19 protein-coding genes and 1 pseudogene are annotated in these 19,978 nt (G+C 49.8%); 18 read left to right on the top strand and 2 right to left on the bottom strand.

From position 1 onward, the window contains the following. Positions 1-267: 267 nt before the first annotated feature. The 3 genes from ACO6UY_RS13520 to ACO6UY_RS13510 all read left to right on the top strand — a co-directional run bounded on the left by ACO6UY_RS13520 (position 268) and on the right by ACO6UY_RS13510 (position 2,351). Entirely contained in the window at positions 268-1,026 is a 759-nt protein-coding gene (locus ACO6UY_RS13520) for a hypothetical protein (RefSeq protein ID WP_422490235.1), read from the top strand. Between the two features lie 681 nt (positions 1,027-1,707). Then, positions 1,708-1,950, top strand: coding sequence for a type II toxin-antitoxin system RelE family toxin (locus tag ACO6UY_RS13515; protein WP_422445286.1), 243 nt, complete (start codon positions 1,708-1,710; stop codon positions 1,948-1,950). Positions 1,951-1,982: 32 nt separating this feature from the next. Further along, positions 1,983-2,351 carry a helix-turn-helix domain-containing protein gene (locus ACO6UY_RS13510; RefSeq protein ID WP_422490234.1) on the top strand — a complete coding sequence of 123 codons (369 nt, stop codon included), beginning with the start codon at positions 1,983-1,985 and terminating at the stop codon, positions 2,349-2,351. Positions 2,352-2,461: 110 nt separating this feature from the next. Here the strand turns inward: ACO6UY_RS13510 and ACO6UY_RS13505 are convergent, their stop codons facing one another. Continuing rightward, entirely contained in the window at positions 2,462-3,070 is a 609-nt protein-coding gene (locus ACO6UY_RS13505; RefSeq protein WP_422460207.1) for an SAM-dependent methyltransferase, read from the bottom strand. Between the two features lie 315 nt (positions 3,071-3,385). Here ACO6UY_RS13505 and ACO6UY_RS13500 point away from each other — a divergent pair, with 315 nt between their 5' ends. The 4 genes from ACO6UY_RS13500 to ACO6UY_RS13485 all read left to right on the top strand — a co-directional run bounded on the left by ACO6UY_RS13500 (position 3,386) and on the right by ACO6UY_RS13485 (position 7,381). Then, the gene (locus tag ACO6UY_RS13500; RefSeq protein WP_422490233.1) at positions 3,386-4,444 is read left to right on the top strand and encodes a hypothetical protein; all 1,059 of its coding nucleotides are present in this window, start codon (positions 3,386-3,388) and stop codon (positions 4,442-4,444) included. Positions 4,445-4,901: 457 nt separating this feature from the next. Beyond that, entirely contained in the window at positions 4,902-5,804 is a 903-nt protein-coding gene (locus tag ACO6UY_RS13495) for a hypothetical protein (RefSeq protein WP_422490231.1), read from the top strand. 278 nt (positions 5,805-6,082) lie between these two features. Further along, positions 6,083-6,463, top strand: coding sequence for a cystatin domain-containing protein (locus ACO6UY_RS13490; protein ID WP_422445276.1), 381 nt, complete (start codon positions 6,083-6,085; stop codon positions 6,461-6,463). 105 nt (positions 6,464-6,568) lie between these two features. After that, the gene (locus ACO6UY_RS13485; RefSeq protein WP_422490229.1) at positions 6,569-7,381 is read left to right on the top strand and encodes a crotonase/enoyl-CoA hydratase family protein; all 813 of its coding nucleotides are present in this window, start codon (positions 6,569-6,571) and stop codon (positions 7,379-7,381) included. A gap of 30 nt (positions 7,382-7,411) precedes the next feature. Here ACO6UY_RS13485 and ACO6UY_RS13480 read toward each other — a convergent pair whose 3' ends face one another. Beyond that, positions 7,412-8,770, bottom strand: coding sequence for a hypothetical protein (locus tag ACO6UY_RS13480; RefSeq protein WP_422445272.1), 1,359 nt, complete (start codon positions 8,768-8,770; stop codon positions 7,412-7,414). Between the two features lie 294 nt (positions 8,771-9,064). Here ACO6UY_RS13480 and ACO6UY_RS13475 point away from each other — a divergent pair, with 294 nt between their 5' ends. The 11 genes and pseudogenes from ACO6UY_RS13475 to ACO6UY_RS13425 all read left to right on the top strand — a co-directional run bounded on the left by ACO6UY_RS13475 (position 9,065) and on the right by ACO6UY_RS13425 (position 19,898). Beyond that, a complete protein-coding gene (locus tag ACO6UY_RS13475; RefSeq protein WP_422445270.1) occupies positions 9,065-9,442 on the top strand; it encodes a hypothetical protein in 378 nt (125 codons plus the stop codon). A 147-nt stretch (positions 9,443-9,589) separates the two neighbouring features. Continuing rightward, complete coding sequence (locus tag ACO6UY_RS13470) at positions 9,590-10,231, top strand: ZrgA family zinc uptake protein (protein WP_422445268.1); 642 nt, start codon at positions 9,590-9,592, stop codon at positions 10,229-10,231. 1 nt (position 10,232) lies between these two features. Then, positions 10,233-10,970: an ATP-binding cassette domain-containing protein gene (locus ACO6UY_RS13465; RefSeq protein ID WP_422445266.1), complete on the top strand. Its 738-nt coding sequence runs from the start codon at positions 10,233-10,235 to the stop codon at positions 10,968-10,970. Then, the gene (locus ACO6UY_RS13460) at positions 10,970-12,232 is read left to right on the top strand and encodes an ABC transporter permease (protein ID WP_422445264.1); all 1,263 of its coding nucleotides are present in this window, start codon (positions 10,970-10,972) and stop codon (positions 12,230-12,232) included. The genes ACO6UY_RS13465 and ACO6UY_RS13460 overlap by 1 nt, the downstream gene beginning before the upstream one ends. Positions 12,233-12,243: 11 nt before the next feature. Then, complete coding sequence (locus ACO6UY_RS13455; protein WP_422445262.1) at positions 12,244-12,771, top strand: DUF3299 domain-containing protein; 528 nt, start codon at positions 12,244-12,246, stop codon at positions 12,769-12,771. Positions 12,772-12,932: 161 nt separating this feature from the next. Beyond that, on the top strand, positions 12,933-13,427 hold the full coding sequence (locus ACO6UY_RS13450; protein WP_422445260.1) for a CinA family protein: 495 nt from the start codon (positions 12,933-12,935) through the stop codon (positions 13,425-13,427). A gap of 140 nt (positions 13,428-13,567) precedes the next feature. Continuing rightward, entirely contained in the window at positions 13,568-14,668 is a 1,101-nt protein-coding gene (gene recA, locus ACO6UY_RS13445; RefSeq protein WP_422445258.1) for a recombinase RecA, read from the top strand. Between the two features lie 4 nt (positions 14,669-14,672). Further along, positions 14,673-15,128 carry a regulatory protein RecX gene (locus ACO6UY_RS13440; RefSeq protein WP_422445256.1) on the top strand — a complete coding sequence of 152 codons (456 nt, stop codon included), beginning with the start codon at positions 14,673-14,675 and terminating at the stop codon, positions 15,126-15,128. 37 nt (positions 15,129-15,165) lie between these two features. Beyond that, a pseudogene (locus ACO6UY_RS13435) lies at positions 15,166-15,498 on the top strand (DTW domain-containing protein); the annotation flags it as partial. Positions 15,499-15,708: 210 nt separating this feature from the next. After that, the gene (alaS, locus tag ACO6UY_RS13430; RefSeq protein WP_422490228.1) at positions 15,709-18,342 is read left to right on the top strand and encodes an alanine--tRNA ligase; all 2,634 of its coding nucleotides are present in this window, start codon (positions 15,709-15,711) and stop codon (positions 18,340-18,342) included. A 314-nt stretch (positions 18,343-18,656) separates the two neighbouring features. Further along, complete coding sequence (locus ACO6UY_RS13425) at positions 18,657-19,898, top strand: aspartate kinase (protein WP_422445252.1); 1,242 nt, start codon at positions 18,657-18,659, stop codon at positions 19,896-19,898. The last annotated feature ends 80 nt before the right edge of the window (positions 19,899-19,978 follow it).

Genomic DNA, 19,978 nt, shown 5'->3' with positions numbered 1-19,978 from the left:
CACCTGTTGCGAAAAGTCCCCTGCTGGCCTTACAAGGCCATGTATTTGCTGTCCTGTTAGCGACGCAGAACAGATCCCTCTATACGAAATTAATTTACTGCAATAGTATTAACGGCTCTTGACGGCCTTTCATTACATGTCATAAAACGTAATTTACGAAGAAAATGTACCGTGTACATCGATTTGTATCAAATCATTTTTTTTTAAATTTCATAAAAATTTGCGAAATTTGCACAAATCTACCAACAACAATAACGGAATAAATCGATGAAGCAGAAGCTGATCAGCACTCTTAATTGGACCTTTGGCGTGATCTTCGCTCTGGCTGGAATAGTTACATTACTCACTTCGCCGATTGGTGGACTGCTATGGCTTGTCATAGCAGGCCTGCTACTTCCGCCAGTCAGAAATTTTGCCTATGGGAAAACAGGTAAAGTGCTGGCGCTAAAATACAGGGCGGCTGCCCTGACTGTACTCTATATCGTTTCCCTCCTCTTTATTGTCCAGGCTGAACAGCAGGAAGAGCATGAAAAAGCCCTGGCGTTGGGCTTCAAGGATATTGCTGAACAGCAAATAGCTCTCGGTCTCGGATTCGATAATGGTGCTGACTATCAGCAATACCTGTCGGATCTCCAGGCGGCAAAAGAGGCTCAGGTTGCAGCTGAGAAGGCCAAGGCTGAAGAAGAAGCCCGTCTGGCAAAACTGGAAAAAGAGCAGGAAGAAAAAGCGTGCAGAGAAAGCATAGAGTGCTGGGGTAAACGCAATATAGGCGAAGCCAGTATAGCCTGTGATGGCCCGATTGAGCGCTTTGCACAATATGACTATGAGTGGACTGAGGGATTCTTTGGTGAAAAGTTCAGTCGTGCCATATGGACTGATAGAAAAGCAGGACATATCAAGTACGTTGGTGACCAGATTAAATTCCAGAACGGCTTTGGAGCCTGGCAGAACTATAGGTATGCGTGTTACTTCGATACAATCAGCCGTGAAGTGCTAAATGTTGAGGTCTTTTCCGGCCGGTTATAGCGTCTGATCTAGGCAAGACATGAGGTCGGATCGTTCCGGCCTGTATTCCCCCCCCCTTATTCCTTTCGATTTGCTTCCAAAATGAGTTCAGGACCCCGTTGTTTAAATAGCACTATCGTATTTCTATAGATATACGACGACGGTTAAAATATGGGGCGTTTTTGGGGCTAAATTAAGAGTTATTCAGAGATATATAGAGCTATGGTACAATTACTTGCTTTCTTTAGTTCCTTATAAATCAATAAGTTATGATGTAAAACTATAGCTCTAAATAAATATATTGCATCATCGGAGTGTGGTTGGAGAGGTCTGTATTATTCATTCAATTCGGTAGTTCAGGTGGTGGTGTCTGATTCTTGGGGCAGTCCAGATCCGATTAACCTCACTCTGGCTCTCGGTTTTCATCCAGCTGCCATAGCGTTTAACCAGCATCGAGTAATCCGTGTGCCCCATCTGATCGGCAATAAATGCAATGTTAACATGCGGGTAGTTTGCCAGCAGGCAAAAGTATCACTGGTTTGACAAATTGTTTTGTATGACCGAACCAGTAATGCAATGCCGTTTCGCGCCAGTTTATTCCTTGCCAAAATCGGCAGCATATCAAATGTGCAAGATTTTTTGTTGATTAACCTTAAGTAAACTCTATATTTACTTTAAGTTAGGTTGTAGTAGAATAATACAATGTTCAAGGTGGTTTACTCAAAGCAGGCCGTTAAAGTTCTGAGGAAAACTTCAGAGCTTGACCGGTTGAGGATTCAAAAGGCCATCAACAAGCTTCCAGACGGTGATGTAAAGAAGCTGGCGGGTGGATCAGGCTATAGGCTGCGGGTTGGAGGCTGGCGCATTGTTTACGAGATTGAGCATGACAGGCTGATCATTGAGGTGATCAAAATTGCGCCGCGAGGCAATGTTTATAAGCATTAAAGATGGGGGCAATGTCCCCAAAGGTTTTGGTGATGGTCGATATACTGAAGCATGAAGGGAAACCGGCTTTTGTGGTTATGCCTTATGACGAATATCAGGCAATGCTTGAGAAGCTGGAGGACCTGGAGGATTCTGATGCTGTTCATGAATTTCGGGCTGCGTTACGGCGGGGTGAGGAAGAGTTGATACCTGCTGAAGTAGTGAACCGGTTGTTGACTGAAAATACTGTGAAGGTGTGGCGAGAGTATAGAGGCATGAGTCAAAAGTCCCTCGCTGAAAACACCGGTATTTCCGAAGCCATGATCAGCCAGATTGAGAGTGGCAAGAAGCAGGGTTCCCTGAAAACAATTACTAAAATTGCACAAGCCCTGAATCTTACCGTTGATGACATTATTGATTAACCCATTTTACGCACCACAAGTCACCGGCCAGAGCGCCGGTTTTTTATTGCCTGAATTTGCTTCACCGAACACCCATCGTCAATATTTCTGCTTAATCCGTCGAAGAATCATCAATGGCTGTGTTGATGGGACATTAAGTTAAAACGGTAAGTGTACTTTTTCTCCTCTATCTCACTGTGTTGCGTCGTATAAAATCCATAGCGGCCAGCAAGGTGTGCCACTGTATCATCATGGTTTCTATGAATGCTGATCAGAAAGCTGGCTTGAAAATCGCCTGTTTCTGCAAGAATTCCATCAATAATTTTGTTGGCGGTATGGGAACCCATGCCAGCAAGAATGACCAGCTCATCTTTACAGTTGTGTATTTTAACAGTGGCTGCATCCACGCAGGTAGCTGTCAGGTTAGTGGGCAGCTGAAGAGATTGAAGTCGGGCAATGACATGTCTGGAGCAATCAATACAGTGGACTTCTCTGGATACGTTGTTAATGGCCAGGGCCATTCCGGCTTTACCGTGGTCACAGCCGAGATCCCAGATGATGTTGAAATCAGCAGCCAGCTGGACCAGTCTGTTCAAACGACGGGACAGTTTGGGGATAGTAAGTGCTGGCTCCGGGGCGAGGATGGAATACTCAGCGAAAGGTTTAGTGTGCTTTTCTTCTGGCCCGGAGCTGTCAGTAATATACCCGTTGCTTTTGTTATTGATTGCAAGGGGTTGCAAGAGCTGTGAGGAGCCAGTTGCACAATGCTCACTTATATCATCGGGTATGCTCTGAGAGGCGTTTCCTGCCTGGTGTGTTGTTGCCTCTAACATAGTGTTTGTGACGTTATCGCAGCATCGACATTTAACTGATTGTTCTGGATGCAAAAAGTTCAATTTTCCGTCTGCTTATATTCACTCCCATGATTTTCGTTTGGAACTTAGTACGAGAATGGAGGTCAAACCTGACTAAATTGAAATGGCTATCAAGTCAGCGATTTATGCGGCAGCAAATGGTGAGCTACTTAACTCATTTCAACATACAGGAGTTTGGTTATGTTCGTTAGTGCGATGAATTCAGGTCAGTTGATACACCCTGTACTCCCATCAGACACTGTTTCCAAGGGTGGTTTTTTTAGATATGTCAAAGAGGGTTATCTCAAATATGACCCAGTGGATGGAACTACAACAAGATTTCTCCCTACGGCATTCGGCATCGGGGTTTCTGCTGCTGGCGGAGCTGTTGCCTTTGCCAAGTTGGCTGAACGTCTGGATAGAGTTCCTGACACAGTCAGACCAGGTACAGGTCTGTCTGATCGGGTGATTGAAGTGATAGAATCAGCAATTAAAGAAAACCCATTAGCTTGCGGTGCAGTTGCTGGAGCAGCAGTTGCTATTGTGGGGTTTTATTCTTTGTACAGCAGTCTCAAGCCTATAACGAAGGAATCCATAGAGGCTGCTCGGGACGCGGTGAGGCATGAGCTACAGAGGGCCATTCAAGAAACTGAGGTTCATCAGGATCAGATAGCTAAATATAATAAAAGTTTATCGGAGCTCAAGGCTCTCCTGCCGGCGGAGGCCGCAGCATACAAGCAGCAATCACAGGAACTGTATAATAAATGCATGGCCAACTACAGGGATGAGGCTAATTTTATGGCGGGAAAGTTGAAAGGTTTTGTGGATGGCATTATGTCGTCTCGCCTCGACAATCCGGGTGATGCACCCCGTGAATATGATGAGCGTGATCTTTACAGGGCTGGTGTGGAGTTAACAAGTTTTGTCCGCAACCTTGATATGGACCAGGGATATTTAATGTTTTCCCAGGTTCGACTGCTGAAGGCAGTCAAACCGGTGTTAAGTGATAAAGAATATGACGAATTTAACCGCATTCTCTGGAGCTTTCCTGAAAGGCCCTGTCTTTACGTCGAGCAGGGCCCATTAGCCAGAGAGTATTCTGAAACTTTGAAATATAGTGCGTCAGAACAAAAACAGTTAGGCGTATTGCGGGCCAGGATCAATCAAGTACTGAGCCAATACCCGGACTTAAAGCCTGATGCTGCGGGTAACATTCCCAAGCCACCGTTGGAGGTGTTCCTGAAAAATATGCCATTTTGATTCGGATGATGTCTTGTTAATGAAAAAAGGCCAGATTCTGTTGATGTTTTGTTGCGGCCATAGTTGAAGAATTATTTCACAAAGACAAGTTGCTATCGCAAAATGCACACAGGTGGTGCCGATGGACAGTATCCAAAGAAGTAGACCCCCGCAAAGACAAAAGAACGCTGGTTCAGGGGCGCGCACCAAAAAAGCAGGGAAAAAACCATCCGGGCCTAAAGGCTCGTCAACATCAGCCAGGGCCAAAGGCTGTGTGGGAATCTACGATACCTCCATCAGTCTGAATATGGGCCAGGTTTTGGTGTCTGGTGCCCGGTTAGGTTCCTGGACAACAAGTTTGCTAAGCCGTGTTGTTTCCGTTGTCACTCCGCCTGTTCCAGCCTGGATAGCGGCCAGCCTGCAGAGTAAATCACTCGCACTCAGTGACTATGCAGCCCAGTGCACTGCACAGAAGTATATGAATCCTCCCCGTGCCATCATCTTAGCGTCCAGGGGCATAAAAATACCTGTTGAAAATTTCCTCAATAAGAAACTCAATAGCCTGTTACAAGATGTCATCAGAGAGAACGCCAGAGGAATCTATTCACATTTAAACAAATACCTGCAGTCCGATGGAGCTTCATCAATCGACTATTCCATTGCGCAAGAGTTTAAGCGAGATTGCCAGGAACGGTATGCATGTGCGTTTGAAGGCGAAAACTTTCAGCATATCTTTGATGCTGTAGAAAAAAATTTTCTCCGACAGTGCAAGCCACCAGAAGGTCTTTTATTTTATGAATTTCTGGACGCTCTTCCAGCCAAATCACGAGCTGAATTCAGAACTGCTACTTTACGCCAGAATATAAGCGTGGAGGCGCTGAGTTATTATCAATATAACTTTATCTGCAAAGTTTTACGCGAAAACCGGGATGAAATTATCCAGTCCTTACAGAAAAACAGCAAAGTTGAAGTTAAGAAAGTTATAGAAGAGCTGGCCATGACTTATGAAGCCAAGATCACGGCTTACATGCAAAGACAGGCATCAAAACTGCTGAAATCACAGGCTGGTCAGGACGCTTCACCACCTCTGCCTGCTCATGGTCGCAGGAAAATCAAAAGGCCAGCTGAAGACCTCATGTCTTCTCATAAGCGAAGAGTTGACATGGTCGTGGCCTTTGAAAAAGCCCATTATCGGTTGAAAGAGGGTGACCCCGGCTACAAAGAGTTCATGTCGCTCAAACAAATAGTCGATAAAGTGCTTAATAATGAGCAGCTAAAAGAGTGTGTCACACAGCTGTGTGGCATAACAAAAATGAGAGAGGCAGCTACCTTATCTGAACTGTACACAATGAAAAAAAGGGAGAAAACAGGGCGACCATAGGCAGCCAAAAGTGTTTAACCGGTATTATGATGACTGGCAGCTATGTTGTTAACGTCATCGATGCCTGATTTGATTAACTTCCTCTTTTTGCCACGGATTGCCAAGGAGTAAAAGTTTTTTTCTATTCTCCGTGTCTTCGTGGCAAAGTTTTTTCTTGACTGGATAGAATCGTGATATAGGACACCTTCTCCTTCTGGTGTGCATATAATCCGGTCAAACACATTACCGCTATTTGTGCAGTAAACTGTTTCAGTCATGGTCAAGATGGGGTGTTGCCAATGAAAGTAAAAATGATCGGTGCGCTGTATGCAGCAATCATGCTTATGGGATGTGAAGCACCGTATGACAAGCCGGTGGTCGATAATAAAACTGCTGAAGCCATCTGTCAGGCCAAAGACAACCTGCCCGGTGGCTGGACAAAATCTGAAGTTACTCCAGAGGTTCTGAAGGCGGTAAAGCTGGTGGTCAAGGGAATGGAGAAGTCGGCCAAACTGAAAAAAATGCTGGCGGTGCACTCTCAGATTGTTAATGGGGTTAATTACGCGCTGGAGTTTCAGTTGGAAAATGGCACGATCTGGAGTGCCATTGTCTATCGCGATCTTGAGGGAAAATACAACATTACCCAGGCACCCATTCCCGGACTATTCTGTGACCACTGACCGGTTTCATGTCTGATCGGCGGATCATGTGCTTTTGCGACAGCAGCCGTTTTATGGAATGATTCACTCCGATAATAATAATTACCGGCTGCTGTTGAGGTTCCCATGTCTGATCAACCCCGTGTGCTCTATGCAGTGAAAGATCACATTGCCTACGTCACCATGAACCGTCCTGAGAAACATAACGGCCTGGATATGGCCATGTTTCGTGACATGATTGCTACCGCAAAAAAAATCCGGAAGGATCGCTCGATCCGCTGCGTGATTCTCTCCGGGAATGGCTCCTCTTTTTGCTCAGGACTGGATTTTCAGGCCGTCAACAAAGACCTGGGCATAGTGGCAAAAGTCTTTCTTAAATTGCCGTGGACCAAACAGAATATTGCCCAGGAGATAGCCCATTGCTGGCGAGAACTGCCGGTCCCGGTTATCTCCGTTATTCATGGTAACTGCTTTGGTGGTGGGATGCAGATTATCCTGGCCACGGATTATCGCATTGCCAGGGCGGATGCCAGCCTTGCCATTATGGAGATGAAGTGGGGCTTGATTCCCGATATGAGTGGTATGGTTACGCTCTCCCGGCTGACCCGTATTGATATTGCCCAGGAGCTGACCATGACCGGGCGTAAATTCACTGCCCGGGAGGGGCACGAGTTCGGTTTGATCAGCCGGTTGGCTGATGACCCGATGGCGGCAGCAGAACAGCTTGCCCAAACCATTTGCAGGCAATCGCCGGATGCCGTTGCCGCAGCCAAATACCTGTTCAGAAAAACCTGGAAAGCCGACACCTGGAAAGCCCTGCGCTGGGAGCGCTGGGTTCAGGCACGCCTGCTGGGGCGTAAAAACCAGCGCATTGCCATGAAAAATGGTCTGAGTAAATCAGGCGATCCTCTGCCGTTTATTGACCGGCGCTCATTTTGACAGGCAACCGGTTTACATAGTCGTTAATTGCTAAAGCCTGCATCTGATAAAGAGGTCGTCGTCTACCAGCCATTCGTCCATCATCTTTTTCTGGCTTATAGAAATACAATTGACAAAAGTCTCTGGATTATCTTCCGGGTTCGGAAGCTTGATTACGTTTTCAGCAATAAGAATGACATCACTGTGTATCACCCCACCCCTCCTGCCAAGGATTTCAAATAAAATAGATCCGGCGAATTGCTGACGCTGAATCGGATCATAAAGCGATGGCATAAGCCCAATGGATAGACCGATATCCCGATCCTGATCTGCTTTATCACCAGTAAGATAAATTCGTGCATACAATGCATGTCCTTTAATTGAATGAAACAAGGGACTGATGAGTTGTTGACTAACACCACTCCTGATCTTATCCAGCTCATTTTTGAAACCGGGTATCTTCCAGAGTAAAACGCCGTTGCCGGTGGTTGCTTTGTGGATTTGCAGTTCCAGCTCAAGCTTCTGTATTTGTGATTGCTGGCTAACAATGGCTCTGCACAGTTCATCGACGCTATCGGCCTGGTTTTGATAGGCACGCCTTAGCCCGGCAAAGCCATTGAGTACCTCCCCAAACTGTTTAACCATGGCTTCGTACTGGGCATAGGCTATTGTCGGAGTCGCCAGTGCCCCTGCTGTTGCTCCTTCAGTCTCGCTGGTTGCAGTGGTTGGCTCAGGCAGTATCAGCGGGTTGACCCCAGGCTTTTTGCAAACAGAGGCCAACGTCCGGGCGGGATGTTCATCATCATTATGGTAATGGGCGGGCAGTTCATGCAGAGACAGCCACTGGCCGCATTCGATGCCCGGAGGAGAATCTTCAGCGCCCTTGAAATTATTCAGCATTACGCCTCTGGCACAGGCAACCTCCAGGCTTTTCGACAACTCAGTCAACACCTGGCACTGTGCAAACTGATTAATCTCAGGACAAAATTTTCTGGCACACCGAATGTCAGCGGGCAGGGGCATGGCATCAATGTCGTCTTGGTGAGGTAGTGTAGATGGCGACTGCCTTGCCAGGTCGATGACCCCGCAATGCTGATCACCCTGAGCGCTCTCCGGCGGGTAGGGTGCGCTTTCAATAACATGGGAAGGATCATAAATTTTACTTGAGTCGCGCGTCTTGATTGACTTACTGGTTAAATTTGAACACGGGAAGCAATACAGCTGTGGCAACAGATCAGCGTCAGCTGGCCTGCACCTGAAGCAGGCACCACTGGTGGTTCGGAATAATATTGAAGTTTTTTCTTCGGATGACCGGTGAGCAGGGGCTTTATCTTTACCCTCAGTATTGAGCGGCGGTGACTCAACCTTGCCAGAGTCAACGGGAGTGGAATGGGCAGGATAAAAAAACATATACACCAACTCCTCTGGTCAGGCATTAAAAAACCTTGAAAAGCATAAATCTGTAAAATGACCGTCAGGGCTCAACCCTCCGTCATTGGGACTTATTGACAACAAATCAGATATTTGGTTCACCAGATAAAATGACCGGATGCTGCTGCGGTCCTGATGCCTGATCAAATATAATACTCTGGCATTATATTTTGGTGATTTGATGTACGTTATGTTATAACGATTTGGATTTTGAGATTGGGTGCTAGTCCCTCCGGAACAGGGTGAGGGCAATACCGAAAGGAATCGCAGAAGATGACCATCAGCCTTTGCCGGACAGCCCGTGGAAAAGACAGTAAGCAATTGCTGTCTTTTCTTATGGTGGCTGTCTATCTGCTGGTGGTGCACTACACACTGAGCCACGTCCATACGGCTTTGGAGGAAAATCAGCAATCTGAAATATTCTGGCAGAATCCAGTTATTTCGATGGTCGATGATGCCAGTGATCAACAGCACAATGAGCACCCGCATTCATCGGCCTGTATGCTGGTGTCTCAAGCCGCTTCACCCGTTCATTGGTGCAAAGTAAAGGTGCGGTTTGGTGCGGTACTTAACGACCGTCCCTATCGCTTATCAATCCATTCTTCCACGCCAACCAAAAGACACACCCGCGCACCGCCTCCCAGGTGTTGATACCCATACCGTTCGTGCTGAGCTTGTCGAAGTGCGGTGGCACCACCCTTCGACAAGCTCAGGATGAACGGGGTGTGCGGGTATTAACGCTAGCTCTGAAGTTTGATGGTTCATCACTTATTTATTTCTTTCTTTCAGGAATTGTGTATGCGTTGTGTTGCAAAAGTGGCCGCTGTTGCCTGTGCCTTGATAACAGCAGGTGTTTCCGCTGATGGGCATCGTCATGCCGGAGCCCATGTACATGGAGCCGGTCATTTGAATTTTGCCATTGAAGGTCGTCAGGTTCATATTGAACTGGAAACGCCGGGGTTTGATATTCTTGGTTTTGAATCCATCCGTTCGGAGGCTCAGCGCAGGCAACTTAAAGATGCCTTGCAGGAACTGGAAAAAGACGATTTATGGTCTTTTACGCCAGCGGCGTCCTGCACGTTGAAAGCGGCATCGGCTTCGGCCAGCGGTGAGCATGGAGAAGATCATCATGGTGATGCAGATGGACACCACCATGACAAGCATGAACATGACGACCATCATACAGATGGTCATCAGGATTCCCACCATCACAGTCATGGACACGATGACCACCATAGCGATGGTCACCATGAGTCAGCGCATATGGATATTGCTGCTACTTATGTTTATGAGTGTGCCAATATTGCCGGGCTTAACAGCATCTCTACCCGACTGTTTCAGCGGTTTGCAAACAGTGAACAGTTGAAGGTTCAGGGCTTTACCGATTCTGGCCAGGTAGCGGGTCAGATGAACCGTGAGCGACCAGAGGTGCGCTTCTGATATGAGCAGTCTCGGTCAACCGGTGATTCACCTAAAGGATGTCCAGTTTGGCTGGCAGCCGGGAACTGCGGTTCTGGATATACCAGAGCTGTTAATCCATCAGGGTGAGAAGGTGTTTATCCGGGGGCCTTCAGGGTCGGGTAAAACGACGCTGTTGGGGCTGCTGGGCGGCGTGCTCACACCGGTTGCCGGTGCTGTCTCTGTGCTGAGAAACGACATTGGTCGTTTCTCCCCGGCACGGCGGGATCATTTCCGGGCCAATCATATCGGTTTTATCTTTCAGATGTTTAACCTGATCCCTTACCTTTCAGTAGTTGACAATGTCACACTGCCGCTGGGGTTTGCCAGCAAGCGCCGTGAAAACGTGCAATCCATGGGCGTTGATGCCGGGCAGGAAGCGATTCGACTGCTAAACCATCTGGAGCTGACCGAGCCGCAGTTGCTGCAAAGGTCAGTGACGGAGCTCAGTATCGGCCAACAGCAGCGAGTGGCAGCAGCCAGAGCGTTGATTGGTCGTCCTGATCTGGTGATCGCAGATGAGCCCACCTCGGCGTTGGACAGCGATACCCGTGAGGCATTTATTCGTCTGCTGTTTGCTGAGTGTGAGGCTGCTGGCAGTACGCTGGTTTTTGTCAGCCATGACTCTGCCCTGGAAGCCTTGTTTGATCGCTCTGTGGCCTTGAATGAAATTAACCGGGCCAGTCAACATCGGCCTTTAGGCCAGCCGGAGGTGGTGTAATGTCAATACTTCATCTGGCGGTGAAAAGTCTGAGTAATCGCAAAACCACGGCATTGCTGACCATTTTCTCCATTGCCATCAGCGTAGCTTTGTTGCTGGGCGTGGAAAGGGTGCGGGTTGAGGCCCGGAACAGTTTTACCAGTACCGTGTCCGGTACCGATCTTGTGGTTGGTGCCCGCAGCAGTTCGCTTAATCTGCTGCTTTATTCGGTGTTTCATCTGGGTAATGCGACCAATAACATTACCTGGGAAACCTACCAGGAATTGTCTTCCAATAAGGCAGTCGCCTGGACTATCCCTATTGCCCTGGGGGACTCCCATCAAGGTTATCGCGTGGTGGGTACCGCTCAAACCCTGTTTGAACACTTCCGTTTTGGTGATGATCAGCCCATCAGTTTCAAAAATGGTAAGCCATTTGATGATCTCTATGATGCGGTGATTGGTTCTGAAGTGGCGGCGGTTCTTGGCTATCAGGCTGGTCAGGAAATAGTGCTCAGTCATGGTGTTGAAAGCCGGAGCCTGCAGACGCATCAGGATAAACCCTTCAGGATTTCTGGTGTGTTAAAGCCCACCGGCACCCCTATGGACCGAGTGGTAATGATCTCTCTGGAGGGGATTGAGGCGTTGCACATTGACTGGGTCAATGGGGCAGCACCTAATGCACTGTTCTCGGTTTCTGCCGACAGGGCACGGGCCATGGATTTGCAACCGTCCAGCATTACCGCCTATTTTGTTGGTTTGAAGTCCCGGGTGGCGGCTTTTCGGTATCAGCGGGCAGTGAATGAGTATCGCCAGGAAGCACTGACGGCTATTTTACCGGGTGTCGCCCTGGGAGAACTCTGGCAATTGGTGGGTTCAGCGGAAAAGGCATTGCTGGCGGTTTCCGTGATGGTGGTGATTGCGGGGTTGGTGGGTATGCTGACCACCATTCTGACGTCGCTTAATGAACGGCGCAGAGAGATGGCCATTCTCCGTTCAGTAGGTGCCCGGCCCTGGCATATCTTTACCCTGATGATGACCGAGTCCCTGATCTATGCCATCACTGGTACACTGTTGGGCTTCCTGCTGATGTATGGAATGCTGTTCGCCATTCAACCGGTATTGCAAGTGCAGCTGGGTTTGCACATTACCATTGCGTTACCGGGGATGTTTGAGTGGATTCTGGCGGTCGTCATTGTTATCTCGGCGACCATACTGGGTGCAGTGCCTGCCTGGCGGGCCTATAAAAATTCATTGGCGGATGGTCTGACGGTCAGGCTGTAGGAGAGCAAATAATGATAGCTGGAAGACAACACCCTGGCTGGATGGCCGTGGTGCTTATGCTGGCTTTTATGCCGGTGAACTTTGCCATGGCTGCAAGCACCGAAAAGCCTGCGATCAAAGAGATCAACTGGGATGATCTGATGCCGCCGGTGGATGAGGACATTGTCCGTAAATATGAGGCGGGTGAAATCAGTCAGGAAGAGGCTATTGAGTATATTGAAGAGCTGGGCAAGATTCCGGTAGCAAGTATGAATCAGCAACGGGTCAAAATTCCCGGTTACCTGGTACCGCTGAATATTGGCAAGGATCAATCAGCCACAGAGCTGTTGCTGGTGCCAACCCTGGGAGCCTGTATTCATGTACCGCCACCGCCACCCAATCAGACCATTTTTGTCCGCTATGACCAGGGCATAAAAGTCACAGAAGCGGGCTATACCCCTTACTGGCTGGAAGGAGTGATCAGGGTTGAAAACAATACCTCCGAGTACACTGACGTTGTCTATGCCATAACGGTGGAGAGTTTGAAGGAGTTTGAATAGAGAGAGAATGCTTTGCCCCGATGCTCCGGGGCAAGGCATGTTTCCCTGGCAACAGTGCTGTGAAATGGTGCATTCAATGATAACTTGTGAAGACTGCCCCTAATCGTGTTATAACATCCTATCCTGATTGGCTCCTCTGATAACCGTACTGGCGAGTGACCATGGAACCTGCACTGCATTCTGCTACGTCCCCCATTGTCAGGGAAATTGCTGAACTCCTGATGTCCAGGGGCTGGACCCTGTCTACCGCTGAATCCTGTACCGGTGGTGGTATTGGTCATGTCCTGACCGTGTTGCCGGGAAGCTCGGCCTGGTTTGACGGTGGTGTCATCTGCTATGCCAATGGCGTAAAGGCCAATCTCCTGCATGTGCCGACAGTGTTGCTGAATAAATACGGTGCGGTCAGTGAGCAGGTGGCCATCGCCATGGCCCGGGGTGTCCGCAAGCTGCTGGCAACGGATATCTCTATAGCCGTGACCGGCGTTGCCGGACCGGGGGGGGCGACACCGGAAAAACCTGTGGGAACCGTCTGGATTGCCTGGAGTGCCGGCCAGGAAACAACTGCAAGGCACTTCCATTTTGAGGGTGATCGTGATCAGATCAGGGCGCAAACGGTTGTTCAGGCGTTGCTGGGTGTTCTGACCCTGTTGACCTGAGAAACGTTAACCTGAAAAAAGATTCCTTCCTGTCGAAGCGATAAATATACTGGACAAATATCCAGTATCTGTTTAAATATACAGTATTACTTATTGAGCTGTTCCTGATGAAATCAGAATCGAACTGAGGGCGTGAAAAAATGGATGATAACAGAAAAAAAGCGTTGGCAGCAGCACTTGGCCAGATTGACCGACAGTTTGGTAAAGGTGCCATCATGCGGATGGGGGATCAGAAGCAGGAAGCAATTCCCGCAATTTCTACCGGTTCTCTGCAACTGGATATTGCCCTGGGCATTGGTGGCCTGCCGAAAGGCCGTGTTATTGAAATCTTCGGCCCTGAATCTTCCGGTAAAACCACGCTGACCCTGAGCGTTATTGCCCAGGCCCAGAAGCACGGTGCCACCTGTGCCTTTGTTGATGCTGAGCATGCCCTGGACCCACAGTACGCCGGTAAGCTGGGTGTAAATGTGGATGACCTGTACGTCTCCCAGCCGGATACCGGTGAACAGGCGCTGGAAATTACCGATATGCTGGTTCGTTCCGGTGCCGTGGATGTTATCGTGGTTGACTCTGTCGCTGCCCTGGTACCCAAGGCTGAAATTGAAGGTGATATGGGGGACTCCCACGTTGGTCTGCAGGCCCGTCTGATGTCTCAGGCACTGCGTAAGCTGACCGGTTCCATCAAACAGACCAACTGCATGGTCATCTTTATTAACCAGATCCGTATGAAGATCGGTGTGATGTTCGGCAACCCGGAAACCACTACCGGCGGTAACGCGCTGAAATTTTACTCTTCTGTACGTCTTGATATTCGTCGTACCGGTTCGGTGAAGCAGGGCGATGAGGTGATCGGTAACGAAACCCGCGTTAAAGTGGTGAAGAACAAGGTATCGCCACCATTCCGTCAGGCTGAATTCCAGATTCTGTATGGTCAGGGCATCTACCATATGGGCGAAGTGATTGATCTGGGTGTCAAGCTGAAGCTGGTGGACAAATCCGGTGCCTGGTATGCCTATAAGGGAACCAAGATTGGCCAGGGTAAAGCCAATGCTGCCCAGTATCTTTCTGATAATCCGGAAGTGGCGGCTGAAATCGAAGCCCAGATCCGTGCTGAGTTAATGAGCACTCCAGAGAAGGACGCTGCAAAAAAAGCCGAAGTTGACGCCGGAAAAAGTGCTGGCAAAAAAGGTGACGACGATGCAGCGGCAAGTGTACAGCAGGACGAGCTGCTGGCTGAGTAATTGAATGTCTGCTGATGTCATTCAATCGGTAAACGATGTCCGCCGGGCTGCTATGGATCTACTGGCCCGGCGGGAACATGGTTTTACCGAACTGGTCCGAAAACTCTCGGGCCGTTTTCCCCGGGAACTGGTATTAGACGCGCTTACCCGCTTGCGGGCAGAGCGGCTGCAAAGTGATGACCGCTTTGTTGAAAGTTTGGTCTACAGTCGTCAACAGCGGGGCTACGGTCCGGTTCGTATTAAATCGGAACTGTTTCAGAAAGGAGTTGATAGCGAGTTGATCGGTCAATACCTGCTGGAGCAGGACGATCACTGGGATGAACTGGCAAAAGCGGTAAAAGAGCGAAAGTTTGGTGCCTCTGTACCCCGGGACCATAAAGAAAGAGCCCGGCAGACCCGCTTTCTGGCCCAGCGCGGCTTCTCCATGAGCCAGATATACTCCGCTTTCTCTTCTTCATAACAGGCAGTGGCATTATAATTCCGGGAGTGAACGTAAGGTTGCCTTCATTATCATTGATGCAACCTGGCAACAGGCCAGGAAAATGTATCGTCAAAGCCCCTGGTTGCATGGTTTGAATTTACTGAGCTTGCAGCCTGAAGAGCCATCCATCTACCGTCTCCGACGTAATCGTCAGGAGCAGTACTTGTGTACCGCTGAAGTGGCAGCAAGAGCACTGGGCGAGTTGGGTGAAAACACCAATCGTCAGCTGATGGAGGCCCTGGTTCAAGTCTATTGTGACCGCTATTTATGGGCACGCAAAGGCCAGCGAAGGGAGGAGGATTCGCGCTCTCTGCACATACTTAAGCAGTACCGCTCTGCTGCTCATTAGGCCATCAGTGAAAAAAGCCCGGTAAAAAGCCTGTTAATGATGGGGTGAAGTGATCATTTTTTCCCACCATTCCTATATAATCCCCGGTTTGCGTAAATTTACTGTGAAAAGGCTGCTCATTGTGATTGCGCTGCCATTTTTGTGTTTGGGAGTGAGCGGCCTTTTCCGCTCATGGCTGACAAGAGATAACTCCCCCGGTGGGAACTGTATATGAAGACTAACGAAATACGTTCTGCTTTTCTGGAATACTTCAGGGAAAACGGCCATGAAGTGGTTGCCAGTAGCTCTCTGGTACCCCATGACGACCCAACCCTGCTGTTTACCAATGCCGGGATGAACCAGTTCAAAGACACTTTCCTGGGGCGTGAGCAGCGTGACTACAACCGTGCCACCACTTCCCAGAAGTGTGTACGTGCCGGGGGCAAACACAATGACCTGGATAACGTCGGTTATACCGCCCGTCACCACACCTTCTTTGAAATGCTGGGTAATTTCAGCTTTGGCGATTACTTCAAGAAAGAAGCGATGCACTTTGCCTGGAACTTTCTGACCGGCACGCTGAAACTGCCTAAAGAGCGTCTTTGCGTCACCATCTATGCCTCTGACGATGAAGCCTACAATATCTGGTTAAACGACATTGGTATTGCAGCGGAGGATATTATCCGCATTGGCGACAACAAGGGAGCGCCTTACGCTTCCGATAACTTCTGGCAGATGGGTGATACTGGCCCCTGTGGCCCCTGTACCGAAATTTTCTATGATCACGGTGACCATATCTGGGGTGGTCGTCCGGGTACGCCAGAAGAAGACGGTGATCGCTTTATTGAAATCTGGAATATCGTATTTATGCAGTACAACCGTCAGGCCGACGGTGACATGCAACCACTGCCCAGGCCATCGGTTGATACCGGCATGGGCCTGGAGCGAATTGCCGCAGTGATGCAGCATGTCAACAGCAACTACGAGATTGATCTGTTCCAGTCTCTGCTGAACGATGCTTCTGATATTATCGGTGGCGTTGCCACCACGGAAGCGTCCCTGCGGGTTATTGCTGACCATATCCGTTCCTGCAGTTTCCTGATCAGTGATGGCGTTATGCCCTCCAATGAAGGCCGGGGCTACACGCTGCGCCGGATTATCCGTCGTGCCTGCCGTCATGGCCACAAACTGGGGGCCAAAGAATCCTTCTTTTATAAGCTGGTGGGGTCACTGGTGCAGGTGATGGGTGACGCTTATCCGGATCTGGCGAAGAACCAGGAGCACATCGAGCGGGTTCTGCTGCAGGAAGAGGAACAGTTTACCCGTACCCTGGATAAAGGGATGAAACTGCTGGAAGAGAGCATTGCTGCTCTGCAGGCCAGCGGGCAGGGGGATGTGATCTCCGGTGAAACCCTGTTCACGCTGTATGATACCTACGGCTTCCCGGTGGATCTGACGGAAGACATTGCCCGTGAGCGTAAGCTGACAGTGGATATTGAGGGTTTTGAACAGGCACTGGAAGCTCAGCGTGAGCGTGCCCGTGCATCCAGCAAGTTTGGTGTTGATTACAATGACCAGTTGGTGATCGAAGGCTCAACTGCTTTTACCGGCTATGAGAACACGGCGGGTCAGGCTCGCGTTCACTCCCTGTTTGTGGGTGGTGAGCAGGTAGAACAGATCAATGAAGGCCTGCAGGCAACGGTTATTCTGGAACAGACGCCATTCTATGCGGAGTCTGGCGGCCAGGTGGGTGATACCGGCCTGCTGAATTTTGCCACCGGTTCTGTACGTGTTGTGGATACTCGGAAGCAGGGTGATCACCACCTCCATATTGTCGAAGTGGTATCCGGTGAACTGAAGTCTGGCGATGAAGTAGCCGCTGATGTTGATGCTGACAAGCGTCATGCTACCTCACTGAATCACTCGGCAACTCACCTGCTGCATGCGGCCCTGAGACAGGTGCTGGGTGATCATGTAACCCAGAAAGGTTCTCTGGTTGATCCGGAGCGTCTGCGCTTTGACTTCTCTCACCTTGAAGCGGTGAAGCCGGAAGAGTTAAAGGTCATAGAAGCGCTGGTGAATGAACAGATCCGTGCCAACACTCCGGTACAGACTGAACTTATGGATATGGACGCAGCCAGGGCAAAGGGAGCCATGGCATTGTTTGGTGAAAAGTACGCGGACGAAGTGCGAGTACTGACCATGGGCACCGACAACTTCTCCATCGAACTGTGTGGCGGTATTCACGCCAGTCGCACCGGTGATATTGGTGCGTTCCGAATTGTTGCGGAAAGTGGCATTGCCGCCGGTGTGCGTCGTATCGAAGCGGTGACCGGTGCGGGTGCTGAAGCTTTTGTGCAGACGCGCTTTGCCGAGCTGAACAACGCTTGTCGTGTGCTGAAAGCCAAACCGGAAAGTCTCGACGCCAAATTGCAGGCGCTGGTTACCCAGAGCAAGAGCCTGGAAAAAGAGCTGCAGCAGCTGAAGCAGAAGCTGGCCAGCGCTGGCAGTTCTGACCTGGTGTCTCAGGCGGTTGAGGTAAATGGCGTTAAGCTGCTGGCGACGGAGCTTGAGGGTGTTGACCCCAAATCATTGCGCGACATGGTTGACCAGCTGAAGAACAAACTGGGCTCTGGTATCGTTTTCCTGGCCACCAAAGCGGATGGCAAGGTGCCTCTGGCTGCCGGTGTGACCAAAGATCTGACCGGACGTGTCAAGGCGGGTGATCTGCTGAAGATGGTGGCTGAGCAGCTGGGTGGCAAAGGCGGTGGTCGTCCTGATTTTGCCCAGGGTGGCGGTTCTCAGCCAGAGAATCTTGAAAAAGCGTTGTCGTCTATTAAAGGGTGGTTGGAAGCGCAGTTGTAAGCGGTTTTGTCAGGATGGTTAGCTATTCTGACAAGTCAGCCTCTATGGGTCAGCCCGTTTTTTATTGCTTTGAGGCATACACCCCGGAGGGGATTCATGGTACATTTTGCCATCCACTGAATGATAGAGATGGCAGCTTTTGCTGTCCGGCTTCTGAATGTCTGTATTCTGTAAATTATGTTGGGCTGTTGCAGCAGGAAGCTGGTACAGGGAAGCTTGATCATCAGGAGGCTGTCCGGGAATAGTGTTCGCAGTAAGGCGCTCTATTCCCGGTCAGCCTCCGGGTCATGGCTGATTGAAGTAGAACGAATAAAATGGCGCTAATAGTACAGAAATTTGGCGGCACCTCAGTAGGCACCACTGAACGCATTCAGGGTGTTGCTGATAAGGTCAAAGGGTTCCGCGAACAGGGGCACGACGTGGTCGTTGTGGTTTCCGCCATGAGTGGTGAAACCAACCGGCTGGTGGAGCTTGCCCGATCCATGCAGTCACAGCCGACGCCACGGGAGATGGATGTTATCCTCTCGACGGGCGAGCAGGTGACCATCGGTCTTTTGAGTATGGCCCTGAATGAGCGGGGCTGCCCTGCGACGTCCTATACCGGTAGTCAGGTAGCTATTGTTACTGACAGTGTCCACACCAAGGCCCGCATCCAGCGCATTGATACCGAGCGTATCGTCAGGGACCTGGAGTTGGGGCGCGTGGTTGTGGTGGCCGGTTTCCAGGGGCGTGACGAAGAAAATAATATCACCACCCTGGGGCGGGGAGGTTCGGATACCACGGCAGTAGCCCTGGCAGCGGCCCTGAAGGCTGATGAATGCCAGATATACACGGATGTCGATGGTGTTTACACCACTGACCCGCGAGTGGTTGAGGGAGCCCGTCGGCTGGACAAGATCACCTTTGAAGAAATGCTGGAAATGGCCAGTCTGGGCTCCAAGGTCCTGCAGATCAGGGCTGTCGAGTTTGCTGGCAAATACAATGTTAACCTGAGAGTTCTGCACACCTTCCAGGATGGCCCTGGAACACTGATTACACTGGATGAGGGTATCGCCATGGAATCACCGGTAGTTTCCGGCATCGCATTCAACCGAGATGAAGCCAAGCTGACCATTAAGGGCGTGCCCGATATTCCCGGTGTGGCATCCCGGATTCTGGGGCCGGTCAGCCGGGCCAATATTGAAGTGGATATGATTGTCCAGAATACGGCTGAGGACAAAACCACCGATTTCACCTTTACCGTTCATCGTAATGATTATGAGCGGGCAAAAGTGGTGGTTGAGCAGATTGTTAAAGAGCTTGAAGCCCTTGAATACCACGGTGATATGAAAATCGCCAAGGTTTCCATTGTCGGCGTTGGCATGCGCTCCCATGCGGGGGTAGCCACCAAGATGTTTGAAGCGCTGGCGGCTGAAGGGATTAACATCCAGATCATCTCAACGTCCGAAATCAAGGTTTCCGTTATCATTGCAGAGAAATACCTGGAGCTCGCTGTTCGGGCGCTCCACTCGGCTTTTCAGCTGGACAGGGAACCAATGGAAGATAATGGGGTCTAAAACGTCAATATAAATAAAATCGTGAGCCTCGTAAGGGGGCTCTTCTGCTCCAAACCCACCTGAAATTGCAAGGGTGGAAA

It is taken from the genome of Endozoicomonas sp. ALE010, from assembly GCF_049310165.1.
Lineage (GTDB): Bacteria > Pseudomonadota > Gammaproteobacteria > Pseudomonadales > Endozoicomonadaceae > Endozoicomonas.
The sequence above is the reverse complement of the archived record's forward strand: the minus strand, read 5'-3'. Positions and strand labels throughout refer to the sequence as shown.